Source organism: Allomesorhizobium aridi, assembly GCF_043769475.1.
In the GTDB taxonomy this organism is placed as follows: Bacteria; Pseudomonadota; Alphaproteobacteria; order Rhizobiales; family Rhizobiaceae; genus Allomesorhizobium.
The window spans coordinates 729,259-755,686 of the sequence record NZ_CP171729.1; the positions used below are offsets into that span (position 1 = coordinate 729,259).

Below are 26,428 nucleotides of genomic sequence, written 5' to 3' on the forward strand. Positions count from 1 at the left end.
AGCCATGCTGACGATCTTCGAGCGCCTGGCCCTGGTGGCCGGGCGTCTGGTCATGGACGTGTTCCATGCCGGCATTCTGGTCGAGCACAAGCGCGACGCCTCTCCGGTGACGGCGGCCGACAGGGCGAGCGAGAGGCTGATCCTTGCCGGCCTGCGCGCCGAATACCCCGACATTCCCTGCGTGGCCGAAGAGGAGGCTGCCGAAGGACTTGCGCCGCGCGATCCCGGCCAGACCTTTTTCCTGATCGACCCACTCGACGGGACGAAGGAATTCGTCAGCCGCAACAGCGATTTCACGGTCAACATCGCGCTTGTCCGCCACGGTGTTCCGGAAATCGGCGTGGTGTATGCGCCGTGCAGCGGGCGGTTTTTTTCCGGCCGGCCGGGCAGGGCCGAAGCGATCGAGATTTCGGATCACAGGATCGTCGGGCGTCGCAGGATTTCGGTGCGCGAAGGCAGGACGCCGCTGACCATCGTGGCCAGCCGCTCCCACCGCACGCCCGAGACCGACGCGTTCATAAGAGACATCGAGGCGGCGGAGATCGTCTCCGTGGGCTCGTCGCTGAAATTCTGCCTGATCGCCGGCGGCGAGGCGGATGTCTATCCGCGGTTCGGCCGCACGATGGAGTGGGACACGGCGGCCGGCGACGCGATTTTGCGTGCGGCAGGCGGCATGACCCGCACGCCCGATGGGATGCCGCTCGTCTACGGCAAGCGCAGCCAGCCGGGCGAGTCCGACTACGCCAACCCGTCCTTCATCGCCAGAGGCAGCATTTCCTGAGCGGTGGGGACTACTCGGCCGCCTGCGCGGTCTTCATCTCGATGAAGCTGCGGATCGCACCGACGATCCGGTCCTGATCCTCGACCGTGAGGTAAGGGTGCATGGGCAGGCACAGGATGCGCTTGGGCAGCTCTTCGGAGACGGGCAGCCCGCCCGGTGCGACCGGGTAATCCCGGTATGCGACCTGCTGGTGCAGCGGCTTCACATAGTAGATCACCGTCGGAATGCCCCGTTCCTGCAGGTAGACCTTGAGTTCGTCTCGGTACGGCGTCTCGATGGCGTATTGCGCCCAGGCCGAGCGGCTGCCTTCAGGAATGTGGGCGGTCTTGACCAGATTGTGCAGAGCGCCGCGATAGCGCTGCGCCACGGCCTGCCGCGCGACCATCTCGTCTTCAAGGATGGCCAGCTTCTCGATCAGGATCGCCGCCTGCAGCGTGTCCAGCCGTGAGTTCAGGCCGACATGGATGTTGTCGTACTGGGTCTCGCCCTTGCCGTGGAAGGCGAAGGAGCGGAGCTTTGCCGCCATCTCGTCGTCATTGGTGAACATGGCGCCGCCGTCGCCATAGCAGCCGAGCGGCTTGGCCGGATAGAAGCTCGTCGCGCCAATGCTCCCGAAGGAGCCGCACATCCGGCCTCCAGTCGAGCCACCGATTGCCTGCGCGGCATCCTCGATGACCAGCAGGTTTTCGCGTTCGGCGATCTCCGAGATTGCCGCGTAGTCGGCGCCGAGCCCGAACAGGTCGACCGGGATGATCGCCCGTGGCGTCAGCCGCCCCTCTTTCTTGACCATGGCGATCGCGTCTTCGAGGCTGGCGATGTCGATATTGTACGTGTCGGCGTCGACGTCGACGAAGACCGGTTCGGCCTTGGCGAGCGCAACGACCTCGGCCGTTGCTGCGAAAGTGAAGCTCGGCACGAACACCGCGTCGCCCGGCCCGATGCCCGAAGCGAGAAGAGGCAGCAGCAGGGCATCGGTGCCGTTGGCGCAGGCAACCACGTGCTTGACGCCGACATAGGCGGCGAGCTGGTTCTCGAATTCGGTAACCTGCGGGCCGAGGATATAGCGGCCGTCGTCGACCACGCGGTCGATCGCCGCCCTCAGCTGGTCCCGAATTCTTTCGCGCTGCGCGCCGAGGTCGATAAATTGCATGCCTGCTCCGAATGGTGCTCTTTCCGATATCGCGCCGCTGATAGCACGAGTTGATTTGGCCAAGAAAGCTCAAGCCGGTGCGGCATTGCCGCGGCGCTGCGTCACGCGTTACCGGCTAAATGCCGGCATAGGCGCGCAATCCGGCGCATTGGGGCAAATTCTGCTTGCCGGTTGTCGCTTCCCGGAATCACCCGAAACATAAAGTGATGCAGGCCTTGGTGGCTTCAGACGCTTCAGACGATCTCATGCCGCCAGGGCGGATTTGCGCCGGCGCGCGAGACGGTGATGGCCGCAGCCTTTGCTCCGAGCGTGAGCGCGTCGCGAATGGCCTGTTCGGAAAGCTCTTCCAGAGCCGCTTTAGACAGCAGGCCGCCGTCATGCAGCGACGCCAGAATGCCGGCGTTGAAGGTGTCGCCCGCGCCGACGGTGTCGACGACCATAACGCGCTCGGGCATGACGGAAACGGTGTGGCGCTTCGTGTATCCCACCGCGCCCTTGCTGCCATGGGTGACGACGATGAGCTTAGGCCCGCTCTCCAGCCATTTGCGCACCTGATCCTCCTCGGAGCCCTCGTTTCCAAACCAGGCGAGATCCTCGTCGGAAAGTTTGATGATGTCTGCCAGCGCCATCATCCGGCGTATGCGGTCATTATGCTTTTCCTTGTCGGGGATGAAGCCTGGCCGGATATTGGGGTCGAGCATCGTCACGCGCCGGTCGGCTTCCCGCTTCATCAGCGCCTCGTAGGCCGAGCCGCACGGTTCCGGGATCAGGCTGATGGCGCCGAACAGCATCGCATCGACATCGTCGCCGAGAAGCGGCAGGTCGGCTTCGGTGAGCATGCGGCCGGCGGTGTTTTCGTCGTAAAACGTATAGGTGGCATGGCCGTCGGTCAGCCGCACGAACGCCAGCGTGGTCGGCCGCGCCGAAACGTCCGCGTAGCGGGAGCCCGCATTGCTGGAGGCCAGCACCTCCCGGATCTGCTGGCCGAACAGGTCGGACGACAGGCCGGAGAAGAATTCGACCGGCACGCCGAGCCGGCCGAGCGCGATCGCCGTATTGAAGATCGCTCCGCCGGCATAAGGCGCGAACGCCGCTTCGCCAGAAGTGCTTTCACGCGGCAGCATATCGATGAGCGCTTCGCCACAGCACAGGATCATGATTTCCGACTCCGATGGTCATGCGCCCCTGCATGGGCGGCTTTGCAAGCAATAGTGTCTGGCGCGGCTAACCGGCAACCGGCCAGCACGGGCGATCCGGGCGGCATCTTCGCTATCCTCAGGAAAGCCGTGTGTCGCCGATGAGGAAGCGCTCCGATAGCGGCAGGCTTGCGCCGCCGAGCGCGCGTGCATGTATGCCGACCGTGCCCTCTCGAACCAGCGGGACAGTCAGCCCTTCCACATCGACCTTCTGCAGCGAGGTCTTGACCGCTTCGACCAAGCGCTTGCGGATCGGCTCAGGCATCCAGCCCTCGATGATTGCGGCCTCGAAATCTATCACGGCCGAAGCCGAAACGATGGCGTAGGCGAGTGCGTCGGCCGCGGTCGACATCCACAAATCCAGGTCGGGGCCGATGTCTCCCCAATCTTCCGGAGAGGTCCACAGATACGATGCGTCGATGCCCTTGCCGTTGAGCGTACGTTCAAGAATGGCGATGGAGGCGACGTCGATCAGCTGGATTGGCCGGCCGTCTGGGCCAGGCACAGGCATCGAACCCAGTGCGCCGGCATTGCCGCTGGGGCCGGTATAAAGCCTGCCGTTCAGGACCAGCCCACCGCCGGCAAACGCGCCGATGTAGAAATAGATGAAATCGCGCAGCGGCCCACTTTGCCCGAATACCAGTTCGGCGCCGCATGCCGATGTCGCGTCGTTCTGCAGATAGACAGGAAAGTTGCACTCGGCCCGGATCTTTTCGCGTATGTCGAGATGACGCCACTGGTCCATGATCTCGGGTGGCGCTCCGGCCGTTTCCGCCCAGTTCCAGAGCTCGAAGGGCATGGCGATGCCGAGGCCGGCGATGCGCTTGTCCTGCTCCTCGTCGAGGCTGGCGCGCAGCTCCGCGATGCCGGATTTGACGAATTCGATAGTCTCCTCGGACGCCGGAAAGTGATAAGAATGCTGGAGCATGCCACGGACATTGCCGAGGAAATCGATCAGCACGAGTTCGGCGCTGCGCCGGCCGATCTTCAGCCCAAGGAAATAGGCCCCTTCCGGGTTGAGCGACATGGGAATCGACGGCTGGCCGATCTTTCCACGCACCGGCTCTTCGCGCACGAGCAGCCCGTCATCCTCTAGCTCGCGCATGATCACGGAGACGGTCTGCGCCGAAAGCCTGGTCATGCGCGCAATGTCGGACTTGGCCAGGCTGCCGTGGCGGCGAACAAGCGAGAGCACGAGCCGCTCGTTGTGATCCCTCATTCCGCTCTGGTTCGTGCCATGATGAAACCGGCTCTCCCCCAGTTCGCGCGAACCGTGCCTGAGATCGCCGGATTGCACCTATTCCTCCCCGTTGCTCGTTCTTGTCTTTTCCGCAAGAATGACCAGCAACCTTCGGCCTGTCAATAATAAATAAGAGTGATTTAATTATTGACAAACCAATTAGGCTGCTGTTTTCTGATGCGAGATTGCCGAGGGCGACAGCGCCTCGACGTCTGGAAGATGCCGGCTTTCCGGCATCGGTCGTGTTTCACTGGGAGGATAACCGTGACCAAAACCGCAATTCTGAAATCCACCGTTTTCGGGGCGGCTGCCGCTGCTCTTCTGGCGTTTGCGCCCGCCGCATCGGCGCAAGATGTGAGCGCCTGCCTCATTACCAAGACCGATACCAATCCGTTCTTCGTCAAGATGAAGGAAGGCGCCACCGCGAAGGCGACTGAACTCGGCATCACGCTGAAGGCTTATGCCGGCAAGGTAGATGGCGATTCGGAAAGCCAGGTCGCGGCCATCGAAAGCTGCATCGCCGACGGTGCCAAGGGCATCCTGATCACGGCGTCCGATACCAAGGGCATCGTGTCGACGGTCAAGAAGGCGCGCGACGCCGGCATTCTGGTCATCGCGCTCGATACTCCACTCGATCCGCTCGATGCTGCCGACGCAACCTTCGCGACCGACAACTTCGAGGCGGGCCGGCTGATAGGCGCTTGGGCCGCCGCGACGCTGGGCGACAAGGCGAAGGACGCGAAGATCGGCTTCCTCGACCTGACGCCGGACCAGCCGACCGTCGACGTGCTGCGCGACCAGGGCTTCATGGCGGGCTTCGGCATCGACACCAAGGACGTGAACAAGATCGGCGACGAGGACGATCCGCGCATCGTCGGCCACGATGTCACCAACGGCAACGAGGAAGGCGGCCGCAAGGCCATGGAAAACCTCTTGCAGAAGGATCCGTCGATCAACGTCATCCACACCATCAACGAGCCTGCCGCCGTCGGCGCCTATCAGGCGCTCAAGGCCGTCGGCATGGAAGGCAACGTCCTGATCGTTTCGGTCGACGGCGGCTGCCCCGGCGTGAAATCGGTAGCGGAGGGAGTGATTGGCGCCACGTCCCAGCAATATCCGCTGCAGATGGCCGCGCTCGGCATCGAGGCGATCGCCGCCTTCGCCAAGGACGGTACCAAGCCCAAGCCGACAGAAGGCAAGGAGTTCTTCGATACCGGCGTCAATCTGGTGACCGACAAGCCGGCCGAAGGCGTTCCGTCGATCGACACCAAGGAAGGCACGGCGAAGTGCTGGGGGTGAAAAAGCCGACGTGAATTCTACTCCGGCGGCCATCTGACGGCGTCTTCTGCGCTTCCGGTGCTCACGGACTTATGTCCGCTCCGCTCCGGTTCTCGAAGCCATCCGCCATCTGACTCGCCGGAGCGAATTCTCATCCGGCTTTGACGACCTTCAGATCTCCGACCCGGTCGGGACTTGATCCCCGACCGGTTTAGACTGACGATACATCCGCCGAAGCGACGAATAAAACTACGCCGGCAAAGACCGGCTTTCGGCAGGGAAACGCTGCGCTTTTGCGCGATGGGAGTTGATATGGCCGAAGCTCAGGAATTCGAAAAGGTTCTGTCGGGCAGCGACACGTCGGTCGCGGCGTTCGAGGATCACGGCGCATCGTTCGTGATGCGGATACAGCATTTCCTGCACTCGACGCCGGCGGCGGTCCCGCTGATCGTGCTTTTGCTGGCCATCGTCATTTTCGGCCTGAGCATCGGCGGACGGTTCTTCTCCTCCTATACGCTTACCTTGATCCTCCAGCAGATCGCCGTGGTGGGCATTCTAGGCGTGGCGCAGACTCTGGTGATCCTGACGGCTGGCATCGACCTGTCGATCGGCGTCGTGATGGTGATCTCGGCGGTCGTCATGGGCAATTTCGCCGTGGGCTACGGCTGGCCCGCGATCATCGCCATCCCGATTGGCCTGGTGGTTGGCGCGCTTTGCGGACTGCTGAATGGGGCGTTGGTCGCCTATGTGAAACTGCCGCCCTTCATCGTGACGCTGGGAACGTGGAACATCGTCATGGCGACGAATTTCATCTACTCCGCCAACGAGACGATCCGCGACGCCGACGTCGCTGCCCAGGCGCCGCTGCTGCATCTGTTCGGGACGAGCTTTAAGCTCGGAAATGCGGTGTTGACCTTCGGCGTTATCGCTATGGTTATACTGGTTCTAGTCCTCTGGTACGCCCTCAACCATACCGCCTGGGGGAGGCACGTCTATGCGGTCGGCGACGATCCAGAAGCGGCGAAGCTCTCCGGCATCGAGACGAAGAAAGTTCTGATGTCTGTCTACGCGCTGGCCGGGCTGATCGCTGCGTTCGCGGCCTGGGTTGCGATCGGCCGCAACGGCTCGATCTCCCCCTCCTGGGCGGTCACCGACTACAATCTTCAAGCCATCACCGCGACGGTCATCGGCGGCATATCGCTGTTCGGCGGGCGAGGCTCGATCCTCGGCACGCTGTTCGGCGCAATGATCGTCGGCGTCGTCTCCATGGGCTTGAACATGCTCGGCGCCGATCCGCAATGGAAGGTGCTTCTGACCGGTGTGCTCATCATCGGCGCCGTCGCCATCGACCAGTGGATCAGAAAGGTTTCGGTGTAGCCATGACCACCACGCAACCGTTGCTCACCGCGCGCGGGCTGACCAAGCGCTATGGCCGCGTCACCGCGCTCGACAATGCCGATTTTGACCTCTATCCGGGCGAAATCCTGGCGGTGATCGGAGACAACGGCGCCGGCAAGTCCTCGCTGATCAAGGCGATCTCCGGCGCAGTTCATCCCGATGAGGGTGAGATCCGCTTGAACGGCGAGGTGATCAATTTCAAGTCGCCGATGGAAGCGCGCGACGCCGGCATCGAGACGGTTTACCAGAATCTTGCCCTGTCGCCTGCGCTCTCGATCGCCGACAACATGTTTCTCGGGCGCGAGATCCGCAAGCCCGGTTTTCTCGGCCAGTGGTTCAGGATGCTGGACCGCCCGGCCATGGAAAAGCGCGCCCGGGAGAAGCTTACGGAACTCGGGCTGATGACCATCCAGAACATTGGCCAGGCCGTCGAAACGCTTTCGGGAGGGCAGCGCCAGGGCGTCGCCGTCGCGCGGGCGGCCGCATTCGGTTCGAAAGTGGTGATCATGGACGAGCCCACGGCGGCGCTCGGCGTCAAGGAATCGCGCCGCGTTTTGGAACTCATTCTGGACGTGAAACGGCGCGGCCTGCCGATCGTACTCATCTCGCACAACATGCCGCATGTATTCGAGGTCGCCGACCGCATCCATATCCACCGGCTCGGCCGCCGGCTGACGGTCATCGATCCGAAGCAGTACACGATGTCCGACGCCGTGGCTTTCATGACCGGGGCCAAGCCGGCGCCGGAGCAGATGGTGGCGGCATAGCCAAAAGTACGAACTTGCCTGCGGCGTTTAATCGATTGTGCTTGCCGCGGGATCGGATAGCATGAAAACGGGAGGAATCTGGAGCTACGCCGCTTTGACGGAGCTCCAATTCGAAAACGCTCAAGAGGCGATATGACGCTGACGACAACCGAACTCCCACGGCTGAATTTGACAAATCCCGACCCCAAAGCACTCGCTGCCGAAATCCTGGAAGCCCTGAAATACAGGGTCGGCAAGGATGCGGCGGTCGCGACGCGCGAGGACTGGCTGACCGCCGCGATCAAGGTTGTGCGCGATCGTATCGTCGACCGCTGGCACGAATCCACCAAGGAGGCGTACGAAGCCGGCGCCAAGCGCGTCTATTACCTGTCGCTGGAATTCCTGATCGGCCGGCTGATGCGGGATGCGTTCTCCAACCTCGGCGTGATGGACGCAATGCGCGAGGCGCTCGCCACGCTAGGCGTCGATCTGGACGTGATTGCCGCGCTGGAGCCCGACGCCGCACTCGGCAATGGCGGCCTGGGACGGCTCGCCGCCTGCTTCATGGAATCGATGGCGACGGTTGGCGTGCCGGCGCATGGCTACGGCATCCGCTATGCCAACGGCATGTTCCGCCAGGAAATCCATGACGGCTGGCAGGTCGAGCTGCCCGAGACCTGGCTCGACCACGGCAATCCATGGGAATTCGAGCGGCGGGAGCGGTCTTTCGAGGTTGGTTTCGGCGGAACGGTTGAATCGGTGACCAGCAAGGACGGACGCCTGGAGCGCCATGTCTGGAAGCCTCACGACCGGCTGCTGGCCGTCGCCTACGACACTCCCGTCGTTGGCTGGCGCGGCGCCCGCGTCAACACGCTGCGGCTGTGGTCGGGAATGCCGATCGACCCGATCCTGCTGGACGCCTTCAACGCCGGAGACCACATCGGCGCGCTGCGCGAGAGCAACAAGGCCGATGCGCTGTCTCGCGTGCTCTATCCCGCCGATTCGAGCGAAGCCGGCCAGGAACTGCGGCTGCGGCAGGAATATTTCTTCTCTACCGCCTCCCTGCAGGACATCATCCAGCGGCATCTCAGCCAATATGGCGATCTACTGTCGCTGCCCGATAAGGCGGCAATCCATCTCAACGACACCCATCCGGCAATCGCCGTGGCCGAACTGCTGCGGCTCCTGATGGACGTGCATCTGCTCGATTTCGACACCGCCTGGGACATCAGCAAGCGAACTTTCGCTTACACCAACCACACGCTGCTGCCCGAGGCGCTGGAAAGCTGGGCGGTGCCGCTGTTCGAGCGGCTGCTGCCGCGGCACATGCAGATCATCTACGCGATCAACGCGGAGATCCTGCTGGAGGCGCGAGCTTCGGATCAGTTCAACGGCGAGGAGATCAGCCGCATCTCGCTGATCCAGGAGAATGGCGAACGCCGGGTCCGCATGGGCAATCTGGCCTTCGCCGGTTCCCATTCGATCAACGGCGTTTCGGCCCTGCACACCGAATTGATGAAGGAAACGGTGTTCGCCGACCTGCACCGGCTCTATCCCGAGCGCATCAACAACAAGACCAACGGCATCACGCCGCGCCGCTGGCTGTTCCAGAGCAATCCCGGGCTGACGACGCTCATCCGCGAAGCCATCGGCGATCGCTTCCTGGACGAAATCGATGCGCTGAAGGAACTGGACGGATTTGCCGAAGATGCCTCGTTCCGCGAGCAGTTCGCATCGGTAAAGCGCGCCAACAAGGAGCGGCTGGCGGCGATGATCATGGAGCGCCAGGGCATCAGGATCGATCCGTCGGCGCTGTTCGATATCCAGATCAAGCGCATCCACGAATACAAGCGCCAGCTTTTGAACATCATCGAGGCCGTGGCGCTTTACGACCAGATCCGTTCGCATCCCGAGCGGGACTGGATGCCACGCGTAAAATTCTTTGGCGGCAAGGCGGCGCCCAGCTATCACAATGCCAAGCTGATCATCAAACTGGCCAACGACGTTGCCAGGGTGATCAATCGCGATCCGGCTGTCCGCGGCCTGCTCAAGGTGGTGTTCGTGCCGAACTACAATGTCAGCACGGCCGAGATCATGGTTCCCGCCGCCGACCTCTCCGAGCAGATTTCGACCGCCGGCATGGAGGCTTCCGGCACCGGCAACATGAAGTTCGCGCTGAACGGCGCCCTGACCATCGGCACGCTCGACGGGGCGAATGTCGAGATCAAGGAGTGCGTTGGCGATGAAAACATCTTCATTTTCGGCCTGACGGCCGCGGAGGTGGCCGAGAGGCGCGACAATGGCTACGCGCCGCGTTCGGTCATCGAGGGTTCGCCGGAGCTTTCGCAGGCGCTTGCCGCGATCTCTTCAGGCGTCTTTTCGCCGGACGATCGCGCCCGCTACCGCGGATTGACGGACGGGCTCTACCAGCATGACTGGTTCATGGTCGCGGCCGATTTCGACGCCTATGCCGACGCGCAGCGCCAGGTCGACGCCGTCTGGCGCGACAGTCCCGACTGGTATGCCAGGGCAATCCACAACGTCGCCCGGACGGGATGGTTCTCATCGGACCGCACCATTCGCCAATACGCCAACGAAATCTGGAACGTCCCGGCATGATGTGATTTCCTGACCGTAGTGCGGAAGCCTTGAGGAGGGGCGCCGATCATGAAGAAGCCGCGTGCGACCGCCGGGACGAAAGAGCTACCCGGCCTCACCGCGCGCAGCGATGTCGAGGCGATTGTTTCGGGCAGGCATGGTGATCCGTTTTCGGTCCTGGGAGTTCACGAAGCAGATGGCAGGCTGGTGGCGCGCTGCTTCGTGCCGCATGCGGAATTCGTGACCGCCTTCACGCTTCAGGGAAAGAAGGCAGGCGAACTTGCGCGCGTCCACGACGCCGGATTCTTCGAAGGCAAGCTTTCGATCCGCAAGCGCCAGCCGCTGAAATATCTGGCGAGGAATGCCGGCGGAGAATGGCAACTGACGGACCCTTATTCGTTCGGGCCGGTCCTTGGGCCCATGGACGATTATTTCATTGCCGAAGGCTCGCATCTCAGGCTTTTCGACAAGCTTGGCGCACATCTCATCTCACATGAGGGCGCCTCCGGCGTGCACTTCGCGGTCTGGGCGCCCAATGCCCGGCGCGTCTCCGTCGTCGGCGATTTCAACGAGTGGGATGGCCGTCGCCATTCCATGCGCCACCGCATCGATACCGGCATCTGGGAAGTGTTCGTGCCCGATCTCGGCGAGGGGCGACCGTATAAATACGAGATCATCGGGCCTAAGGGCGAAAAACTGCCGTTGAAGGCCGATCCGTTCGCTTTCCGCTCCGAACTCCGACCGGCGACGGCTTCGGTGACCACCACGCCGCTTCGGCACGAATGGGGCGACGAGGCGCACAAGGCGTTCTGGCGGGACGCGGACATTCGTCGCGAGGCGATCTCGATCTACGAGGTCCACGCCGGCTCGTGGCAGCGCCACCCGGACGGCTCCTTCCTGTCATGGGACGAACTTGCCGACCGGCTTATCCCCTATGTCGTCGATACCGGCTTCACGCATATCGAGTTCATGCCGATTACCGAGCATCCCTACGATCCTTCATGGGGCTATCAGACGACCGGTTTGTATGCGCCGACTGCGCGGTTCGGCGAGCCGGAGGGGTTTGCGCGCTTTGTCGACGGTGCGCATCGGGCAGGCCTCGGCGTCATTCTCGATTGGGTGCCGGCGCATTTCCCGGTCGACGAGCACGGCCTGATCTGGTTCGACGGCACAGCGCTCTACGAGCATGCCGACCCGCGCAAGGGGTTTCATCCCGACTGGAACACCGCGATCTACAATTTCGGCCGTCGGGAGGTCGTGTCGTTCCTCGTCAACAACGCGCTGTTCTGGGCCGAGAAATACCATCTCGACGGCCTGCGGGTCGATGCGGTCGCCTCGATGCTCTACCTCGATTATTCGCGCAAGGCGGGGGAGTGGATCCCCAACGAGCTTGGTGGGCGCGAGAACCTCGAAGCGGTGAAGTTTCTGCAAAAGATGAACATCGCCGTCTATGGCGCACATCCCGGTGTCATCACCATCGCCGAAGAGTCCACTTCCTGGCCAAAGGTGTCGCAGCCCGTGCATGAAGGCGGGCTAGGCTTCGGCTTCAAGTGGAATATGGGCTTCATGAACGACACGCTGGAATACCTGTCGAAAGAGCCGATCCACCGCAAGCACCACCATGGCGAGATCACATTCGGCCTAGTCTATGCGTTCAGCGAGAATTTTGTCTTGCCGCTTTCCCATGACGAGGTGGTGCACGGCAAAGGCTCGCTGCTCACCAAGATGGCCGGCGACGACTGGCAGAAGTTCGCGACGCTGCGCGCCTACTACGCCTTCATGTGGGGCTATCCCGGCAAGAAGCTTCTGTTCATGGGCCAGGAGTTTGCCCAGCGCGACGAATGGAGCGAAGCAAGGTCGCTGGACTGGCAGGTGCTCGACCACGCGCCGCACCGGGGCATGCGGCAGCTGGTGCGCGATCTCAATTATCTCTACCGCTCGCGTCCGTCGCTGCATGCGCGCGATTGCGAACCGGAGGGCTTTTCCTGGCTCGTGGTGGACGATAGCCAGAATTCGGTATTTGCCTGGCTGCGCACGGCGCCGGACGGCAATCCGGTCGCCGTCATTTCCAACTTCACGCCTGTGCCGCGCGAAAACTACCGTATTCCGCTGCCGTCTGCGGGGCGGTGGCGCGAGGTCATGAACACCGACGCCGCCGACTATGGTGGATCGGGCAAGGGCAATGCGGGCGTGATCGTGGCGACGGAAGGTGCTGGAGGAGAAGTGTCGGGGACGATGCTTCTGCCGCCGCTGGCCACGATCATGCTCGAATGCATGCCGGAATGAGTAAATGGGAGGGTAACATGGTGGACACGAAACGGACCCAACCGCTGGCGCGCGACGCAATGGCCTACGTGCTGGCGGGCGGACGCGGCAGCCGTCTCAAGGAATTGACCGACCGGCGCGCCAAGCCCGCTGTCTATTTCGGCGGCAAGACCCGCATCATCGATTTCGCCCTGTCCAACGCCCTGAATTCCGGCATTCGCCGCCTCGGTGTCGCGACGCAGTACAAGGCGCACTCGCTGATCCGCCATCTGCAGCGAGGCTGGAATTTCCTACGGCCCGAGCGCAATGAGAGCTTCGACATCCTGCCGGCGAGCCAGCGTGTTTCGGAAACGCAGTGGTATGAAGGCACCGCCGATGCAGTCTACCAGAACATCGACATAATCGAGAGCTACGGCCCCGAATACATGGTGATTCTGGCCGGCGACCACATCTACAAGATGGATTATGAAATGATGCTGCGCCAGCACGTCGAGGCCAACGCTGACGTGACGGTGGGCTGCCTGGAAGTGCCGCGCATGGAGGCGACCGGCTTCGGCGTGATGCATGTCGACAAGAAGGACAACATCATCTCCTTCATCGAAAAACCCGCCGACCCGCCCGGCATTCCCGACAAACCCGATCACGCGCTCGCTTCGATGGGCATCTACGTGTTCCGGACGAAATTCCTGATGGACCAGTTGCGCCGCGACGCCGCCGAGCCGGATTCTAGCCGCGATTTCGGCAAGGATATCATCCCCTACATAGTCCAGCACGGTAAGGCGATCGCGCACCGCTTCGCCAAGTCGTGCGTCCGTTCGACGGCTGAAAACGAGGCGTACTGGCGCGATGTCGGAACGGTCGACGCCTACTGGGAGGCGAATATCGACCTAACCGACATCACGCCGGAACTGGACCTCTACGATCGCGACTGGCCAATCTGGACCTATGCCGAACTGAAGCCGCCGGCAAAATTCGTCCACGACGAGGATGGCAGGCGCGGCGAGGCGATATCCTCGCTCGTTTCGGGCGACTGCATCGTTTCCGGCGCTTCGCTGAGACGTAGCCTGATCTTCACCGGCGCGCGCATCAATTCCTATTCGACGCTCGAGGAAGTCGTCATGCTTCCCGACTGCTATGTCGGGCGCGGCGCGAGGCTGAAGCGGGTCGTTATCGACCATGGCGTGAAAATCCCCGAAGGGCTGGTGGTCGGCGAGGATCCGGTGCTTGACGCCAAACGCTTCCGCGTATCTGAGAAAGGCATCTGCCTGATTACGCAGGAGATGATCGACAGGCTGGACGCCTGACGATGCAGGTGCTTGCCGTAACGCCGGAGATATTTCCGCTGATCAAGACCGGCGGGCTGGCCGACGTGACGGGCGCCTTGCCGGTGGCGCTGGCAGCGCAGGGCGTAGCAACGCGAACCCTGATCCCGGGCTACCCGACGGTGATGAGCGCCTTCAGGAAGAAGAAGGCGCTGTACCAGTATCCCGGCTTGCATGGCGGCAAGGCCGCGATCCACGCCGCCAGCGTCTCGGGCCTCGAACTCTTCGTGCTCGACGCGCCGCATTTGTTCGACCGCGCCGGCGGACCTTACGGCGATGCGACCGGAGCCGACTGGCCGGACAATTGGCGGCGGTTCGCCGCACTTAGCCAAGTCGGCGCGGACATAGCGGGCGGCGCGATTTCCGGCTATGCGCCCGACCTCGTCCATGTCCACGACTGGCAATCGGCGATGACGCTCGCTTACATGCGCTACGGAAAGGCTGGCACCGTTCCGTCCGTCATGACGGTCCACAATCTGGCCTTCCAGGGGCAGTTCGCCGCCGCGATATTTCCGGAGTTGGGGCTGCCGGCGTCGGCAATGGCGCTGGACGGCGTCGAATATTATGGCGGCGTCGGTTTCCTGAAAGCAGGCCTGCAGGCCGCGTCCGCGATCACCACGGTGAGCCCTACATATGCGCAGGAAATCTGTACGCCGGCCTTTGGAATGGGGCTCGACGGTCTCCTCAATTTGCGCGCAGGCGATCTGCACGGCATCGTCAACGGCATCGACACTGAGATCTGGAATCCGGCGACGGATCCGCACCTTATGGCGAACTATTCATCGAAATCGCTCAAGGCGCGCAAGACCAACCGCAAGGCTGTCGAAGACCGCTTCAATCTGGTTTCCGACGACAGCCCGATCGTCTGTGTCGTCAGCCGGCTGACCTGGCAGAAGGGCATGGACATCCTTGCCGCGTCGCTTGATGACCTCGTCGCGGCTGGCGCGCGGCTCGCTGTACTAGGCTCCGGCGATCAGGGTCTGGAAGGCGCGCTGCTGGCTGGCGCGGCACGGCATCGCGGCCGCGTCGGCATTGTCGTCGGCTACGACGAGGCCCTGTCGCACATGATGCAGGGCGGCTGCGACGCCATCGTCATACCGTCGCGCTTCGAGCCTTGCGGGCTGACGCAGCTTTACGGGCTGCGCTACGGCTGCGTGCCCGTCGTGGCGCGCACCGGCGGGCTGGCCGATACGGTGATCGACGCCAATGAGGCGGCGATCGCCGCTGGGGTGGCCACAGGATTCCAGTTCGCGCCGGAAAGTGCGGCTGCTCTCGGCCACGCGATCCGGCGGGTAGTATCGGCGCATGCCGATCCTGCCGTGTGGGCGGCGATGCAGAAACAGGGCATGAAATCTGATGTTTCGTGGGATCGCAGCGCCCAAAAATACGTTCAGCTCTACAAATCCTTGATAGCGAAAGGGCAGCCTGCCGAATGACGAGAACAGTTGAAACCAAACCGTTCAGCGACCAGAAGCCGGGTACCTCCGGCTTGCGCAAGAAAGTGCCGGTTTTCCAGCAGGAACATTATGCCGAGAATTTCATCCAGTCGGTTTTCGATTCCCTCGAAGGCTTTCAGGGCCAGACACTGGTGATCGGCGGCGATGGCCGCTACTTCAACCGTGAGGTCATCCAGACGGCGATTGCCATGGCTGCCGGCAACGGCTTTGGCCGCGTGATCGTCGGGCAGGGCGGCATCCTGTCGACGCCGGCCGCATCGCACATCATCCGCAAATACCAGGCGTTCGGCGGCCTTATCCTGTCGGCCAGCCACAATCCCGGCGGTCCGCACGAGGATTTCGGCATCAAGTACAATGCAGGCAATGGCGGCCCGGCGCCCGAAAAGCTGACAGATGCCATCTTTGAGCGATCCAAGGCGATTTCGCGCTTTTTGATTGCCGATATCGGCCAGATCGACCTCGACCGCCTGAACTCCGTCGATGCGGGCGGCATGAAAGTGGAGGTGATCGACCCGGTCGCCGACTATGCCGAACTTATGGAGACGCTGTTCGATTTCGATGCGATCCGGAATATGTTCAAGGGTGGGTTCCGCATGGCGTTCGACGCGATGCACGCGGTGACCGGACCCTACGCCAAGGAGATCCTCGAAAAGCGGCTCGGCGCGCCGGCCGGCACCGCGCGTAATTTCGTTCCGCTGCCGGATTTCGGCGGCCATCACCCCGATCCGAACCTCGTCCACGCCAAGGCGCTGTACGACGAGATGATGAGCGACAACGCTCCCGATTTCGGCGCGGCGTCCGATGGCGACGGCGACCGCAATCTGGTCATCGGCAGGGGCATCTTCATCACGCCGTCCGACTCGCTGGCGATGCTTGCCGCCAACGCGCATGTGGCGCCGGGCTACAAGGCCGGGCTGAAGGGCATCGCGCGCTCGATGCCGACCAGCGGCGCGGCCGACCGCGTCGCCGAAAAGCTCGGCATCGGCATGTATGAGACGCCGACCGGCTGGAAATTCTTCGGCAATCTGCTCGACGCCGGCATGGCGACGATCTGCGGCGAGGAAAGTGCCGGCACCGGCTCCGACCATGTCCGCGAAAAGGACGGGCTTTGGGCCGTGCTGCTCTGGCTGAACATTCTGGCGGTGCGCGGCGAGAGCGCCCGCGACATCGCAACGAAGCACTGGGCGACCTATGGCCGGAACTATTATTCGCGGCATGATTACGAAGAGGTCGAGGTCGAAGCCGCTAACCGGCTGATGACGGAACTGCGCGGCAGGCTGGCGGCGCTGCCCGGAACGGCGGTGCGTGGCATGAAAATCGCCGCCGCCGATGACTTTGCCTATCACGACCCGGTCGACGGTTCGGTGAGCAAGAACCAGGGAATCCGCATCATGTTCGAGGGTGGCTCGCGCGCGGTATTCCGGCTTTCCGGCACCGGCACGTCCGGCGCCACGCTCAGGCTCTATGTCGAGCGCTACGAGCCCGACCCCGCGCGCCATGATCTCGACACCCAGGAGGCGCTCTCCGAACTGATAGCGGCGGCGGGCGAGATCGCCGGCATCCGCCGCCATACCGGGCGGGAAAAGCCGAGCGTCATTACGTGAGGTTGCTGATGACAGCCACTGGCGGCGCTGTTCTCTGATGAATTTTCGCCCTCCTTTAGGCGCCATCCCGGCCGCCGACGGCATCCGCTTCTCCGTCTGGTCCGGCGCTGCCGAGCGGCTGTGGGTTTCTATCTTCGACGATACGGGCGACCGCGAAATCGATCGGCTCGAACTTGTGGCGGAGGGCGACGGCGTTCACGCCCTGACCGTGTCCGGTCTGAATGCCGGAACACGTTACGGATTTCGCGCCGACGGTGAATATGCGCCTGAACGCGGGCTGTGGTTCGACCCGGCAAAGCTGCTGATGGACCCGTATGCCGTTGCAATTGACAGGCCGTATGTATTCGATCCGCGCATTTCGGCTGGACGCGGCGAAGGTATGGATACGGCTGCGCTCACGCCGAAGGCCATCGCCGCAGTCCTGCCGCAGCCGGCTGCGGCGAAGCCGCCTTTGTTCAAATCCGGCGGGCTGATCTACGAGGTCGCTGTCCGGGCGTTCACGATGCGCCATCCGGCGGTGCCCGAAGCGCAGCGCGGTACAATCGCGGCGCTCGCCCATCCCGCCATCATCGAGCACCTCTCGAAGTTCGGCGTGTCGGCCGTCGAATTGATGCCGGTGGTCGCCTGGATCGATGAGCGGCATCTGCCGCCGCTCGGGCTGACCAACGCATGGGGCTACAATCCGGTTTCGTTCATGGCGCTCGATCCGCGGCTCGCGCCCGGTGGCATCGCCGAATTGCGTAACACGGTGGCGGCGCTGCGCGACGCGGGCATCGGCGTCATCCTAGACCTCGTCTTCAACCATACCGGCGAGAGCGACGAGCTTGGCCCGACGCTATCGCTGCGCGGGCTGGACAACCGGGCCTACTATCGCCATGCTCCCGGCAGTCCCGGAAAGCTGGTCAATCATACCGGAACCGGCAACACGATCGCCTGCGACCATCCGGCGGCGCGGCAACTAATTCTGGATTCGCTTCGGCATTTCGTCCTCCAAGCCGGCGTCGATGGCTTCCGCTTCGATCTGGCCCCAGTGCTGGGGCGCGCCGATGACGGCTTCGATCCACACGCCCCGCTTATGGCTGCGATAAGGAACGATCCTGTCCTGCAGGACAGGATCCTGATCGCCGAGCCTTGGGATATTGGCCCCGGCGGCTATCAACTCGGCAATTTCCCGGCCCCTTTTCTCGAATGGAACGATAAGTATCGCGACGATGTCAGGCGGTTCTGGCGGAGTGATCGTGGCATGATCGGCGCGCTGGCGACGCGGCTTGCCGGTTCGCACGACATTTTTGGCGGCCGCGGCGGGACCCGGACGCGCAGCGTGAACTTCATCGCTGCGCACGACGGCATGACGCTGGCCGACATCGCCCGCTACGAGCGCAAGCACAATGAAGCCAACGGCGAACAGAACCGCGACGGCCACAACGAAAACCTGTCATGGAACAATGGCGTCGAGGGCGACACGGACGATCCCGAAATCGCGGCGCAGCGGCGGCGCGATGTCATGGCCGTGCTGTCGACGCTGTTTGCCTCGCGCGGCAAGATCATGCTGACCGCCGGCGACGAGTTCGGGCGGACGCAACGCGGCAACAACAATGCCTACGCGCAGGACAACGCCATCACCTGGCTTGACTGGAGCGGGCGGGACAGACAGATCGAGGACCATGTGGCCGCGCTGTCGGCGATGCGCAGGGGCGTGGCCGCGCTTCGCGATGTGGGCTTCCTCACCGGTGAGGCGCAGGCCGGTATCCATGACGTCGAATGGCTGGACGAAACCGGGCAGCCGTTGGGCGAAAAGGGCTGGAACGACCCGGAGCGTCGCAGGCTTGCAATGGTGCTCGGAGCCAAGCCCGGAGGCCGTTTCGCGGCGGCCTTCAATGGCTCGATCGTGCCAGCGGAATTCAAGCTACCGACACGAGCCGGATTCCGGTGGAGCCCGGTGGAGAGACTGCCGGCGACTGTTCAGGGCGCGGCCGTGCTTGTTCCCGGCCGAAACGTCGTGTTTGTGGTCGAGCGCGGCACGCCGCAGCGGTAACGAATTTTCAGATCAGGAGCGAACAATGGCGACGATGGACAATGCGGACTGGTGGCGCGGCTCCGTCATCTATCAGGTTTATCCGCGGTCGTTTCAGGATACGACCGGAGATGGCAGCGGCGACCTCAGGGGCATTGCGCAGCGCGTCCCCTACATCGCCTCGCTGGGCGTCGATGCGATCTGGTTGTCGCCCTTCTTCAAATCGCCCATGGCGGATATGGGCTACGACGTCTCGGACTACTGCGCGGTAGACCCGACATTCGGCACGATCGAGGATTTCGACGCAATGATCGAAGCCGCGCACAGCCATGGCCTCAAGGTCATAATCGACCAGGTGCTGTCGCATTCGTCGGACCGGCATCCGTGGTTCATAGAAAGCCGCGCCAGCAGAACCGGCCGCAAGTCCGATTGGTATGTATGGGCCGATCCCAAGCCGGACGGGACGGCGCCGAACAACTGGCTGTCGATCTTCGGCGGGCCGGCCTGGGAGTGGGATTCGACGCGCAAGCAGTACTATCTGCACAATTTCCTGGCGTCGCAGCCGGACCTCAATTTCCATAATCCGAATGTGCAGGAGGCACTTTTGGAGACGGTGCGTTTCTGGCTTGAGTGCGGCGTCGACGGTTTTCGGCTGGATACCGTCAATTTCTATGTTCACGACCGGCAATTGCGCGACAACCCCAAATTGCGCATGAGCAAGGCGGCCAAAGCCAAACAGACCAATCCCTACGAGTACCAGAACCACCTCTTCGATAAGACCCAGCCGGAGAATTTGGGGTTCCTGAAGCGTTTCCGGGCGCTGCTGGACGACTACGGCAACCGCACCTCGGTGGGGGAGGTGGGTGACGGCAGACGGTCGCTGAAGACGGTAGCCACCTACACGTCGGGCGGCGACAAGCTGCACATGTGCTATACGTTCGACCTGCTCGGCCCGGACTTTTCCGCGGCCTATGTGCGCAAACGCGTTGAAGCCTTCGAAGCTGCGGTCGCGGATGGCTGGATCTGCTGGGCGTTTTCCAATCACGACGTGATCCGTCATGTGTCGCGCTGGACGAAGGCGGGCGGCGACACCGACGCGACGGCAAGATTCTCGATCGCGCTGCTCGCCTGCCTGCGTGGCTCCATCTGCATCTATCAGGGCGAGGAGCTCGGGCTGGAAGAGGCGGAACTCGCCTTCGAGGATCTGCGCGACCCCTACGGCATCCGCTTCTGGCCGGGATTCAAAGGCCGCGACGGCTGCCGCACGCCGATGGTGTGGAATTCGAATGAGCCCAATGGCGGCTTCTCCACGGCAAGGCCCTGGCTGCCGGTACCGGACGATCACCGGGCGCGCGCCGTCAACGTGCAGGAGCGCGACGGCGGATCGGTTCTTGCCAGCTACCGGGCGATGCTGGCGTTCCGCAAACAGCATCCGGCGCTGACCATAGGCAGGATCGAGTTGCTCGACGCCGGAAACGACCAACTGGCCTTCATACGCGAAGCCGGCAACGAGCGATTGCTCTGCCTGTTCAATTTCGCCGACATCTCAGCCGAGTGGCGTGTCCCAGCCGGAGCCGGGGCGGTCGTGCCGGTCGATTTTCCCGGAGCAAATGCTACTGTCGATGGCGATCGGATAGCGCTGCCGCCCTTGGGGGTGCTGGTCGCGCAGCTGGAGTAGCCTCAACCCAAGGTTCATCCAAGCGCAGCTTCCTTTACGTGAGCTACGCGCTGGTTGAATTAAGATTTTGCGGTGCTAGTGTCACCGACCAGAACGGCGGCCCCAACGACCGCCGGCTCGTTTGACGAAGCCGAAATGGTTTCGGCTTCAGGGCTTAATAACGACGCTCGCCGTGGCTGAGGGGCCGCGGCAAACCGGGAGAGTAGCATGTTTAAGAATGTTCTGAAGGCGACTGTGTTCGCCACAAGCCTGCTTGTCGTAAATGGAGTGGTGATCGCGCCGGCGATGTCGGAAGTGATCTACAACCGCGGCAACGACACCGATCCGACCACGCTGGATCACCACAAGACCTCGACCATTGCCGAAGCCAATCTGATGCGTGAGCTGTATGAAGGGCTGGTTGTCTACAACGCCAAGGCCGAAGTCGTCCCGGGCGTCGCCGAGAGCTGGGAAGTTTCAGACGACGGTTTGAAATACACGTTCAAGCTGCGCGAAAACGCCAAATGGTCGAACGGCGATCCGGTGAAGGCCAGCGATTTCGTGTTCAGCTTCCAGCGCATCCAGGATCCGGCCGTGGCCGCCCCCTATGCGAACATGCACTACGCGATCGCCAACGCCGAGTCCGTGAACAAGGGCGAGAAGAAACCCGAGGAGATGGGCGTCAAGGCTGTCGACGACCGGACGCTCGAGATCACGCTTGGCGCGCCGACGCCCTATTTTCTCGAACTCCTGACCCACCAGACCGGCCTTCCCGTTCATCAGGCTTCGGTGGAGAAGTTCGGCAATGATTTCACCAAGCCGGGCAACATGGTGACCAACGGCGCCTACATGCTCGAATCGTTCACCCCGAACGACAAGATCGTGATGAAGAAGAATCCTCATTTTCACGACGCGGCGAACGTGAAGATCGACGTCGTCAATTTCATCCCGTTCGAAGACCGTTCCGCCTGCCTGCGCCGCTTCGAGGCTGGCGAGGTGATGTCCTGCTCGGATATCCCGGCCGAACAGATGGATTATATGCGCGAAAAACTGGGCGAACAGGTCCACATCGCGCCCTATCTCGGCAGCTACTATCTGCCGGTGAAGGTGAAGAAGGAGAAGTTGGCTGATCCGCGCGTGCGCCATGCGATTTCCATGGCGATCGATCGCGACTTCCTCGCCAAGGAAATCTGGCGCGAAACCATGCTGCCCGGCTATTCGATCGTGCCGCCCGGCATCAGCAATTACAACGATCCGGTCTTCCTGGAGTACAAGGACATGGACATCCTCGATCGCGAGGACAAAGCCAAGGAACTGCTCAAGGAAGCCGGCGTCGAGGAAGGCGAGCTTTCCATCGAGCTTCGCTACAACACCAGCGAAAATCACAAGAACACCATGACGGCGATCGCCGACATGCTGAAGAACATCGGCATCAAAACCACCCTCTTCGAAATGGAGGGAACCGGCTATTTCGACTACATGAAGCAGGACGGCGATTTCGACATCACCCGCGCCGGCTGGATCGGCGACTACAGCGATCCGCAGAACTTCCTGTTCCTGTTCGAAAGCGACAATCTCGGCTTCAACTATCCGCGCTGGGAAAACGCCGAGTATGACGCGCTGATGGAAAAGGCGGAAACCACGATCGATCTGGCCGAACGGTCCAAGCTCCTGAGCCAGGCCGAGGCGATCTTCCTGAAGGAAGTTCCGGCCATCCCGATCCTCTACTACTCCTCGCGCGCGCTCGTTTCGACCAAGCTGAAGGGCTGGGAAGACAACATCCAGGACGTCCACGGCACGCGCTATCTCTCGATCGAAGGCTGATCCGGCGGGATGCGAACGTCCATGCGAAAGCAATTTCTTGCTTCCGCATGGACGCCCCTCCCGATGGTTGGCATGGTCGATACTGACGCAAACATCGCAGGCGCCGCTTGGCGATCGGCGAAGTCTTCTTGGCCTTCCGCATCGGGAACCCCTCAGATCAGGGGGCGTTATCCAGACGGCCCGCGGAGTTAGCCAATGTTTGCATATGTGCTGAGGCGATTTGCCGGCGCGGTGCCGACCCTTTTCGTTATCGTCACGATCGCCTTTTTCATGATCCGCCTAGCGCCAGGCGGGCCGTTCGATCTCGAACGTCCGCTCGACCCGCTCATCATGGAAAATCTCAACCGCGCCTATAATCTCGACAAGCCGCTTGTCTATCAATACGGCCATTATCTCTGGAACCTGCTCCAGGGCGATCTGGGGCCAAGCTTCACGCGCCGGGATTTTTCCGTCGTCGACCTGTTCCGAACAGGGTTGCCCGTGTCCATTCAACTCGGCGGCCTGGCCATCTCGCTCGCCCTGGTGATCGGCACGTTCCTGGGGGCGCTTGCCGCCCTCAAGCAGAACACGCTTATCGACTACGCGGTCGTTGGAACGGCGACGTTCGGTATCACCATCCCGCCCTTCGTCGTTGCGCCTATTCTGAGCCTGCTCTTCGGCGTCTGGCTCGGCTGGCTGCCGGCGGGCGGCTGGAGCGGCGGCTCGCTGCGGCACATGATTTTGCCGGTGGCGACGCTCGCACTGCCGCAGATCGCGATAGTGGCGCGGCTGACGCGGGGCGCCACGATCGAGGCGCTTCGCTCCGACCATGTACGGACTGCGCGCGCCTACGGTCTGCCGACCCGCATCGTCGTGGGCGTCCATGCATTGCGTGCCGCCATCCTGCCGGTCGTTTCCTATCTGGGGCCGACCGCCGCCGCGTTGCTGACGGGTTCGGTGGTCGTGGAGACGATCTTCGGCATACCGGGCATCGGCCGCTATTTCGTCCAGGGTGCGCTTGGCCGCGACTACACTCTGGTGATGGGAACGGTGGTCGTTATCGCCGTGTTCGTTGTCGTGTTCAATCTGATCGTCGACATCCTCTATGCGTTCCTCGATCCGAGGGTGCGCTATGACTGACCATTCGACGATCGCGACCCATGAAGTCCTTGCCGGAGCGAGCCCCACGATCGCCGGCAGATCCTTGTGGCAGGACGCCTGGCGGCGTCTGCGCAAGAACAAGGCGGCGGTCGCCAGCGCGGCCGTGCTGCTTTTCCTTGCGCTGGCCGGAATATTTGGTCCGTTGGTGGCGCCGCACCCATATGACCGCATCTATCCGCAATATGTGCGCACGCCGGCCAGCCTGGAAGCTTATCCCAAGACGGATCGCATCATCCCGGCCTTCGAAAGCGTGGTGAGCCGCGCGCGTGTCGAGACGGGCCCTGTCGAGGTCGAAGGGTCGACGGTGCGGATGCCGATATCGAGCGGCGAGCAGCTCGACCCGCGCATCGTGCGCTATGTCGACCGGTCGGACCTCTTCGAGAATGCACGCATCGAGGAACTGAGCGCAGATGGCCGCAGCGGCGTCATGGTGGCTGACGTTCACCGGTTGCGCTTTCTCTTCGGCACCGATTCCAATGGCCGCGACCTGCTTGCCCGCATTCTGATCGGAATTCGCGTCTCGCTGGCGATCGGCGTGCTCGCGTCCGCGATGGCGCTGTTGTTCGGCGTGTCCTACGGCGCAATCGCCGGCTATCTCGGCGGCCGCGTCGACGGCGTGATGATGCGCATTGTCGACATCCTCTACTCGCTGCCGTTCATCTTCTTCGTCATCCTGCTCGTGGTGTTCTTCGGGCGCAATTTCATCCTTATCTTCATCGCAATCGGGGCGACGGAGTGGCTGGACATGGCCCGTATCGTGCGCGGTCAGGCACTGATGCTCAAACGTCAGGAGTTCGTGCAGGCGGCCGAGGCGCTGGGCGTCGACAATTCCGGCATTCTAAGGCGTCACATCATTCCCAACACGCTCGGCCCTGTGGTGGTTTTCGTCACGCTTCTGGTGCCCAAGGCGATACTGCTCGAAAGCCTGCTGTCGTTTCTAGGCCTCGGCGTACAGGAACCGCTGACCAGCCTTGGCCTGCTGATCTCAGACGGCGCGGCAAACATACAGGGCGCAACCTGGCTGCTGATTTATCCCGCAATCGCGCTGACGGTCCTTCTGTTCGCCCTGAACTTCCTGGGCGATGGCCTGCGCGACGCGCTCGATCCGAAGGACCGCTAAAATGGAGGACAAGACGGACACCATCCTGAGTATTCGTGGCCTCAACGTGACCTTCGCCACCCATGACGGCGAGGTGCGTGCGGTGAGGAATGTCGATTTCGACGTGCGCCCCGGAGAGACGGTAGCCATCGTCGGCGAGTCCGGTTCCGGCAAAAGCCAATCCATGATGGCGCTGATGGGGCTCCTGGCCTCGAACGGGCGAGCCACCGGCTCGGCCCGCTACCGCGACCAGGAACTGATCGGTATGTCCGAGCGCCGCCTCAACAAGGTGCGCGGCGAAAAGATCACGATGATCTTCCAGGAGCCGATGACTTCGCTCGATCCGCTCTACAAGATCGGGCGCCAGATATCCGAACCGCTGATCCATCATGGAGGACTTCTTACCGGCGCGCAGGCTCGTCCACGCGTGCTGGAGCTTTTGAGGCTGGTCGGGATACCAGACCACGAACGGCGCATCGATTCCTACCCGCACGAACTCTCCGGAGGGCAGCGCCAGCGCGTCATGATTGCCATGGCGCTGGCTAATAATCCCGACATATTGATCGCGGATGAGCCGACGACGGCGCTCGACGTAACGGTGCAGGCGCAGATTTTGGCGCTTCTGGCCGAGCTGCAGAGCAGGCTGGGCATGGCGATTGTGTTCATTACCCACGATCTCGGCATCGTCCGCCGTTTCGCCGACCGGGTCTATGTCATGCGTTCCGGCGAGGTGGTCGAGGAAGGCGGGACCGAGGCGCTGTTCTCCGCACCGAAGCACGCCTACACGAAGATGCTGCTTGAGGCGGAGCCGACCGGCCGCAAGGCGCCGCCGCTCGCCAATGCGCCGATCCTGCTGGAAGGCAGGAACGTCGAGGTGACGTTCACGATCGGCGGCGGCTTCCTGGCGGGCGAGCCGCTGATGCTGCGGGCGGTCAACCGCATCTCCATCGCACTGAAGAAAGGGCAGACCATCGGCATCGTCGGCGAGTCCGGTTCAGGCAAGTCGACTCTTGGGCGCGCGCTGCTGAGACTATTGCCCAGCGACGGCGCTATTCGCTTCGGCGGGCGGGACATTTCAAAGATGGGCCGGGACGAGATGCGGCCGCTGCGGCGCGAGATGCAGCTTGTGTTCCAGGATCCGTTCGGCTCGCTGTCGCCGCGGATGACCATCGGCCAGGTTATCACCGAAGGGCTGCTCGTTCATGAGCCATCGCTGTCGGGTAGAGACCGAGACAAGCGGGCGGTCGAAGCTCTGCGCGAGGTCGGGCTCGATCCAAACATGCGCAACCGTTATGCGCATGAGTTTTCGGGCGGTCAGAGGCAGCGTATCGCGATTGCACGCGCAATCATCCTCAAGCCGAAAATCGTGGTGCTCGACGAGCCGACCTCGGCGCTTGACCGGTCGGTCCAGAAGCAGATCGTCGATCTCCTGCGTGACCTCCAGAAGGCGCATGACCTGTCCTACCTGTTCATAAGCCACGACCTTGCCGTGGTGCGGGCGATGTCGGACTACATCATCGTGATGAAGCAGGGCCAGATCGTCGAGGAGGGGCCGACGGCCGAGATTTTCGATGATCCGCGCGAGGAATATACTCAAACGCTCATGGCGGCGGCTATCGACGTGACGAAATTCCGGATGACTGCCGCAAGCTAGGCCAC

Annotated in this window: 18 protein-coding genes; 15 read left to right on the top strand and 3 right to left on the bottom strand. The window is 62.6% G+C overall.

Features of this window, described 5'->3' with window-relative positions; translation table 11 throughout:
• The first annotated feature begins 4 nt into the window (after positions 1-4).
• Positions 5-781 carry a 3'(2'),5'-bisphosphate nucleotidase CysQ gene (cysQ, locus tag ACG873_RS05535; protein WP_394893371.1) on the top strand — a complete coding sequence of 259 codons (777 nt, stop codon included), beginning with the start codon at positions 5-7 and terminating at the stop codon, positions 779-781.
• A gap of 10 nt (positions 782-791) precedes the next feature.
• Here cysQ and ACG873_RS05540 read toward each other — a convergent pair whose 3' ends face one another.
• The 3 genes from ACG873_RS05540 to ACG873_RS05550 form a co-directional block, all read right to left on the bottom strand.
• On the bottom strand, positions 792-1,931 hold the full coding sequence (locus ACG873_RS05540; RefSeq protein WP_394890812.1) for a DegT/DnrJ/EryC1/StrS family aminotransferase: 1,140 nt from the start codon (positions 1,929-1,931) through the stop codon (positions 792-794).
• Between the two features lie 233 nt (positions 1,932-2,164).
• The gene (locus ACG873_RS05545) at positions 2,165-3,088 is read right to left on the bottom strand and encodes a carbohydrate kinase family protein (protein WP_394890813.1); all 924 of its coding nucleotides are present in this window, start codon (positions 3,086-3,088) and stop codon (positions 2,165-2,167) included.
• A 118-nt stretch (positions 3,089-3,206) separates the two neighbouring features.
• Positions 3,207-4,424, bottom strand: coding sequence for an ROK family transcriptional regulator (locus tag ACG873_RS05550; RefSeq protein ID WP_394890814.1), 1,218 nt, complete (start codon positions 4,422-4,424; stop codon positions 3,207-3,209).
• Positions 4,425-4,631: 207 nt separating this feature from the next.
• On the opposite strand from ACG873_RS05550, the gene ACG873_RS05555 reads away from it, so the two are divergent.
• The 14 genes from ACG873_RS05555 to ACG873_RS05620 all read left to right on the top strand — a co-directional run bounded on the left by ACG873_RS05555 (position 4,632) and on the right by ACG873_RS05620 (position 26,423).
• Positions 4,632-5,666: a sugar ABC transporter substrate-binding protein gene (locus ACG873_RS05555; RefSeq protein ID WP_394890815.1), complete on the top strand. Its 1,035-nt coding sequence runs from the start codon at positions 4,632-4,634 to the stop codon at positions 5,664-5,666.
• Between the two features lie 291 nt (positions 5,667-5,957).
• Positions 5,958-7,022, top strand: a complete 1,065-nt coding sequence (locus ACG873_RS05560; protein ID WP_394890816.1) for an ABC transporter permease — start codon at positions 5,958-5,960, stop codon at positions 7,020-7,022.
• 2 nt (positions 7,023-7,024) lie between these two features.
• Positions 7,025-7,810, top strand: a complete 786-nt coding sequence (locus ACG873_RS05565; protein WP_394890817.1) for an ATP-binding cassette domain-containing protein — start codon at positions 7,025-7,027, stop codon at positions 7,808-7,810.
• Positions 7,811-7,942: 132 nt separating this feature from the next.
• Positions 7,943-10,408 (top strand): glycogen/starch/alpha-glucan phosphorylase, encoded by a 2,466-nt coding sequence (locus tag ACG873_RS05570; protein ID WP_394890818.1) that lies wholly within the window; start codon positions 7,943-7,945, stop codon positions 10,406-10,408.
• 48 nt (positions 10,409-10,456) lie between these two features.
• Positions 10,457-12,673 (top strand): 1,4-alpha-glucan branching protein GlgB, encoded by a 2,217-nt coding sequence (gene glgB, locus ACG873_RS05575; RefSeq protein ID WP_394890819.1) that lies wholly within the window; start codon positions 10,457-10,459, stop codon positions 12,671-12,673.
• A 17-nt stretch (positions 12,674-12,690) separates the two neighbouring features.
• Positions 12,691-13,956 (top strand): glucose-1-phosphate adenylyltransferase, encoded by a 1,266-nt coding sequence (gene glgC, locus ACG873_RS05580; RefSeq protein WP_394890820.1) that lies wholly within the window; start codon positions 12,691-12,693, stop codon positions 13,954-13,956.
• A gap of 2 nt (positions 13,957-13,958) precedes the next feature.
• Positions 13,959-15,410 (top strand): glycogen synthase GlgA, encoded by a 1,452-nt coding sequence (gene glgA / locus ACG873_RS05585; RefSeq protein ID WP_394890821.1) that lies wholly within the window; start codon positions 13,959-13,961, stop codon positions 15,408-15,410.
• Positions 15,407-17,035, top strand: coding sequence for an alpha-D-glucose phosphate-specific phosphoglucomutase (locus tag ACG873_RS05590; protein WP_394890822.1), 1,629 nt, complete (start codon positions 15,407-15,409; stop codon positions 17,033-17,035). Before glgA ends, ACG873_RS05590 begins: the two co-directional genes overlap by 4 nt.
• 37 nt (positions 17,036-17,072) lie before the next feature.
• Positions 17,073-19,070, top strand: a complete 1,998-nt coding sequence (gene glgX, locus ACG873_RS05595; protein WP_394890823.1) for a glycogen debranching protein GlgX — start codon at positions 17,073-17,075, stop codon at positions 19,068-19,070.
• Between the two features lie 25 nt (positions 19,071-19,095).
• Complete coding sequence (locus ACG873_RS05600) at positions 19,096-20,727, top strand: alpha-glucosidase family protein (protein WP_394890824.1); 1,632 nt, start codon at positions 19,096-19,098, stop codon at positions 20,725-20,727.
• A gap of 285 nt (positions 20,728-21,012) precedes the next feature.
• Positions 21,013-22,530, top strand: coding sequence for a peptide ABC transporter substrate-binding protein (locus ACG873_RS05605; protein WP_394893372.1), 1,518 nt, complete (start codon positions 21,013-21,015; stop codon positions 22,528-22,530).
• A gap of 195 nt (positions 22,531-22,725) precedes the next feature.
• On the top strand, positions 22,726-23,649 hold the full coding sequence (locus tag ACG873_RS05610) for an ABC transporter permease subunit (RefSeq protein ID WP_394890825.1): 924 nt from the start codon (positions 22,726-22,728) through the stop codon (positions 23,647-23,649).
• Positions 23,642-24,790: an ABC transporter permease subunit gene (locus ACG873_RS05615; protein WP_394890826.1), complete on the top strand. Its 1,149-nt coding sequence runs from the start codon at positions 23,642-23,644 to the stop codon at positions 24,788-24,790. The genes ACG873_RS05610 and ACG873_RS05615 overlap by 8 nt, the downstream gene beginning before the upstream one ends.
• A 1-nt stretch (position 24,791) precedes the next feature.
• The gene (locus ACG873_RS05620) at positions 24,792-26,423 is read left to right on the top strand and encodes an ABC transporter ATP-binding protein (protein ID WP_394890827.1); all 1,632 of its coding nucleotides are present in this window, start codon (positions 24,792-24,794) and stop codon (positions 26,421-26,423) included.
• Positions 26,424-26,428 lie beyond the last annotated feature (5 nt).